Source organism: bacterium, assembly GCA_035703895.1.
Lineage (GTDB): Bacteria > Sysuimicrobiota > Sysuimicrobiia > Sysuimicrobiales > Segetimicrobiaceae > Segetimicrobium.
In genome coordinates, this window is record DASSXJ010000287.1 from 1 (window position 1) to 3258 (window position 3258).

Annotated in this window: 3 protein-coding genes; all 3 read right to left on the reverse strand. The window is 63.9% G+C overall.

Translation table 11 applies throughout. The features are described 5' to 3' along the window. A partial coding sequence (locus VFP86_18980; protein HET9001734.1) for a branched-chain amino acid ABC transporter permease occupies positions 1 to 887 on the reverse strand: 887 nt, incomplete at its 3' end. A 1-nt stretch (position 888) separates the two neighbouring features. Next, complete coding sequence (locus VFP86_18985) at positions 889 to 1758, reverse strand: branched-chain amino acid ABC transporter permease (protein ID HET9001735.1); 870 nt, start codon at positions 1756 to 1758, stop codon at positions 889 to 891. 88 nt (positions 1759 to 1846) lie between these two features. Then, a complete protein-coding gene (locus tag VFP86_18990; GenBank protein ID HET9001736.1) occupies positions 1847 to 3100 on the reverse strand; it encodes an ABC transporter substrate-binding protein in 1254 nt (417 codons plus the stop codon). Between the last annotated feature and the right edge of the window lie 158 nt (positions 3101 to 3258).

Sequence of the window (3258 nt, forward strand, 5' to 3'; positions counted from 1 at the left end):
GTGCCGACGATTCCTTGGCGGAACACGAGGATCACGACGATGAAGATCACCCCGGTGATGACCCCCCACGCGTCGGTCCATGTGGAGAGGAAGTCGCGCAGGAGCAGGAAGAGGGCCGCGCCGACCAGCGGGCCGAGGCGGGTGCCCATGCCGCCCAACAGGACCATGATCACCACCTGGCCCGATGTGGTCCAGTGCACGGCGTCGAGCGCCACGAACCCGTGACTGATCACCCAGATCCCGCCGGCAAGTCCCGACAGGGCGCAGGAGAGCACTACGGCGAGCAGCTTGAACCGATTCACCGCGTATCCTAACGTTTGTGTCCGGACGTCGTTCTCGCGGATCGCGAGCAGCACCCGGCCGAACGGGGAGCGCACGATCCGCCAGCATAGCAGGAGGCCGAGCACGATCAGCGGAAACGCGGCGTAGTAGTAAACTATGGACGACGAGATGTTGAGCCCGCCGAGCGCCTGCCGCGGGATGTCCTGGATGCCGTTCTCGCCGCCCGTGAGCGACCGCCACTCGTTGATCACGTAGAACACCATCTGCCCGAACGCCAGCGTGATCATCGCGAAGTAGATGCCGCGGCGCCGGATCGCGAGCGCCATCAACGGGAGCGCGAGCAGACCGGCCGCAAGCCCACCGGCGAGAGCGTTGAGAGGAAATGGGACCCCCGCTCTTTGTGCGAGGAGACCCGCCGCGTATGCACCGCCTCCAAAGAACGCCGCTTGTCCAAACGACAAGAGGCCAGTGTAGCCGAGCATAATGTCGAAGGCGGTCGCAAACAGCCCCCATACCAGGATGTCAACGGCCAGTACCGGGTAGATTCTGAAAGGCAGTAGGAGGCCCACCGCGACCAGCGCGGCCCAGCCGATCTTGCCCGCCATCCTATCCGGCCTCCGGGCTGCCGAACAGGCCGGAAGGGCGCAGCAGCAGGACGAACGCCATCAGCACAAAGACGAGCGTGTTGGCGGCTGGCGGGTAGTAGACGGCTCCGAGCGCCGAGATGACTCCCACGAGGAACCCCGTGACCACCGACCCGAAGATGGATCCCATCCCGCCGATCACGACGATCGCAAAGGTGGTGATGATGAGGTCGGACCCCATGAGCGGCGAGATGTTGCGCATCGGCGCAGCCAGCACCCCCGCGAGCCCCGCCAGCCCAACCCCGAACGCAAAGACGAGAGGAATCCAGCGATCGACGTCCACCCCGAGCGCGCGGGTGAGCGCCGGGTTCTCGGTCGAGGCCCGGATGATCATCCCGACGCGGGTGCGTTCGATGAGCCACCAGACGCCGAGGCAGATCAGGATCGAGAACCCCAGCACAAACAGACGGTAGGTCGGAAAGAACATGAAGCCGATCGGGACCGCGCCCCTGAGCTGCGCCGGGATGCTGTACGGGACTCCCTGCACGCCGAACCGGAGCCGCATCGCATCCTGGATCACCAGGGTCAGGCCGAAGGTCAGGAGCAGGTTGTAGAGGACGTCGAGATTGTACAGCCACCGCAGCAGCGTCCGCTCGAGGACGAACCCGACGGCGCCGACGGCCAGCGGCGCGATGATCAGAGCCCACCAGAACGACACCCCCAGCTGGACGCCCAGGAGATAGGCGGCAAACGCGCCCAACATATACAGCGCGCCGTGCATGAAGTTGACGACGTGAAGCATTCCAAAAATGATTGCGAGCCCGAGGCTCAACAGCGCGTAGAATGCGCCGCTGATCAGCCCGTTGAAGACCTGGACGAGGATGGTCTCCATCTGCTACCGGATGCGAAGGACGGGGGCGGGGCCCGGTCCAGGGTGCCGGGCCCCTGTCCCCCGTCCGTCAGCTATGATCAAGCGCCGCTCAACGTTTTGCCATGTTGCAAAGGTTCTCGCTGAGAGGCTGGAACGCTTCATTCGCGGGGATCTTGCTGACGAACTTCACGTAATCCCAGGGCTCTTTGACCTCGCTCGGCCCCTTCACCTGCGCGACGTAGGCGTCCTTGATCACGGCGTGGTCCTGCTTGCGGACCTCAGCGTTGTGGGCGAAGAAGTCGCTGAACTTGTAGCCTTCCAGCGCGGCCACGACTTTGTCCGCGTCGTCCGTCCCGGCACGCCGGACCGCCTCGAGATATTGCCAGGCGGCGGAGTAGTTGCCCGCCTGTGTGAAGCTCGGCCTGACTTTTGTTCTGGCCATGAAGCGATCCGCCCACTCGCGCGACTCTTTGTCCAGCGTCCACTCCCACGGCGTCGTGAACAGCGTGCCCTCGAGCGCCGCCGGGGTGAGCGAGTGAATATCGCTGATGAACAGGAGGCCGATGGCGAGGTTGATGCCCTGCTGGCGCAGGCCGAACTCGTTGAACTGCTTGACCAGATTCACCAGGTCTTGGCCGGCCTGCATCGCGCCCAGCACGTTCACCCCACCCGGCCGGAGCGTTCGGGCCTTGATCATGAACGTCGAGAAGTCCTCCGTCTCGTTCGGGAACGGCGTCGGGTCGCTGAGCATGACCTTGCCTCCCGACTTCTGGATCGCCGTAGAGAACGTCCGGTTCATGTCCTGGCCGTACGCGTAGTTGGGGTAGAGGATGTACCATTTTTTCCCGATGCGCTTCGTGACTTCGGTGCCGGTCCCATTCGCCAGCATGTAGGTGTCGTACGCCCAGTGGAATGTGTACTTGTTGCAATTTGCGTTCGTGACGGCCGTGGTGGCGCCCCCCACCACCATGAGAACCCGCTTCTTCTGGCCGGCAACGTTGGCGACCGCGATGGCGACCGAGGACGTTGGGACATCGATGATCGCGTTCGCGTTGTTGCGGTCGTAGAACTCCGCGGCCTTCGACGCACCAAGGTCCGGCTTGTTCTGATGATCCGCCGAGATCACCTCGATCGGGCCGCCCACCGCGTTCGGCCCGTACTTCTTCACGAAGTCCTCGGCGGCCATCCTGACCGCTTCGGCCCCGTTCTTGCCGGTGATGTCGGCGTAGACGCCCGATTGATCGTTAATGACCCCCAGGACCACTTTGCCGTGCATCAGCTTGACCGTCCCCTGGCCGGAAGCCGGTCCCCACAGCCCGAGGACGATCGCGAGCGCACAGATCAACGCTCCCCACCGTTTCATCCTCTCACCTCCGTTAGAGCACATGGCCCCGCGCACACCCGCGAGTGTCTCACACTCCAAGGTGCTCCAGCAGCTCGCGTTCTTGCTGTACCACCTCCTGATTGGAGAGACTTCTCACCGTCCTCCCGTTCACGATCAGGTGATGCGAATCCGCCACC

Bases quoted from the DNA above. Each gene is read 5' to 3' on its own strand.
- VFP86_18990 (HET9001736.1), bottom strand. From the start codon at position 3,100: ATGAAACGGTGGGGAGCGTTGATCTGTGCGCTCGCGATCGTCCTCGGG.
- VFP86_18985 (HET9001735.1), bottom strand. From the start codon at position 1,758: ATGGAGACCATCCTCGTCCAGGTCTTCAACGGGCTGATCAGCGGCGCA.